This is a genomic window from Salimicrobium humidisoli, from assembly GCF_002295105.1.
GTDB classification, from domain to species: domain Bacteria; phylum Bacillota; class Bacilli; order Bacillales; family Halobacillaceae; genus Salimicrobium; species Salimicrobium humidisoli.
Genome location: NZ_NSGH01000052.1, coordinates 1 through 1,347, shown reverse-complemented (window position 1 = coordinate 1,347; position 1,347 = coordinate 1). Strand labels below are relative to the sequence as shown.

1 protein-coding gene is annotated in these 1,347 nt (G+C 48.3%); it reads right to left on the bottom strand.

The genetic code is table 11. The features are described 5' to 3' along the window. Positions 1-52: 52 nt before the first annotated feature. Positions 53-1,243 (bottom strand): IS256 family transposase, encoded by a 1,191-nt coding sequence (locus CKW00_RS13475; RefSeq protein WP_076572329.1) that lies wholly within the window; start codon positions 1,241-1,243, stop codon positions 53-55. Between the last annotated feature and the right edge of the window lie 104 nt (positions 1,244-1,347).

Sequence of the window (1,347 nt, the reverse complement as noted above, 5' to 3'; positions counted from 1 at the left end):
GGTACCGTCAATAAGTTTGTGTAAAACAGTAGGGTGATCCTCGGAGGAGGGATTAGCTTTTCTCCTCTGTCTCAGTTTGAGACCCATACCGTTCTTCGAACATGGTGTGCAGTTCAGGGCTTGCTTCCTTGAAGCCACGGAGTCTGCGTGTAGACCATTTGGTGTTACATTCATCTGAAACCATATAGATCACCTTTTCTACGGCTTCTTCGGACGGCAGGCTGTTCATCGTCTTCAGCCGTTTCTTGAATTCCTTCATGGTGCGCTCGATGATGTTTGTCGTGTAGATCATCGGGCGGATGGAGGAAGGATAGTTCAGGAACGTAATGAGGACGTGAAAGTCCTCCCTCCAGGATCTGGCGATTTTCGGATACTTCTTCTGCCATGTGTCACAGAAGGTGTCCAACTGTTTTTCCGCTTCTTCTTTACTGTTGGACCGATAAATGGCTTTCATGTCTTCACTGATGGCGGAACGGTCCTTTTTCCGGACCTTGTTCAGCGTGTTCCGTACTTTATGGACGACACAGCGCTGCACATCAGCTTTTGGATAGATAGCTTTCATCGCTTCCTCCAGACCGGGAAGACCATCGAAGATTCCGAGAAGAACCTCCTCACAACCACGGCGATAGATGTCCGAGAGGACTTCCTCCCAACCGAGGGAGCTTTCCTGACCACCGACATAGAAACCGAGAATCTCGCGATACCCGTCTTCCGTAACGCCGATGACCACGTAGACGACCTCATTCGCCACATCGTCCCGGCGCAATTTCAGGTACGTGCCGTCGAGATAAAGAACGGCATATCTTTTCTGGAGAGGGCGCTCCTGCCAGGCACGGATGTCTTCCATCACCACATCGGTGATGTTACTGATCGTGCCAGGGGCGTAAGCATGACCGAGGATATGCTCGAGGAAGTTTCCGATTTCACGCGTACTCATGCCTTTGTGATACATGGTGACAATCGTTTCCCCCAACCACTGTTCGTATCGCTGATAGGGCTGGAACATTTCTGTCTGAAATGCATTGTCCCGATCTCTCGGTACCTGGAGGTCTTCGATACGTCCGTACTTTGTATCCAATTGGCGGCCATAACTACCGTTTTTATAATTTTTCAGTTCCGGATTCTCTTCGAAGAACTGGTTCATTTCTTCCTTCATGACAGTCTCCAGCTTTTCCTGAACGAAGGAACGGACCATGTCCTCTAATTGATTTTCAAAGTTGTTTTGTCCTATACTTGTAGACATAGGTAGGGGATCCCCTTTCATGAGTTGATTTGGTCGTTAACTATGAGGATACCCTACCTCTTTTTTTGTCTTCAAGAGCTTTACACAAACTATTGTACGTCATC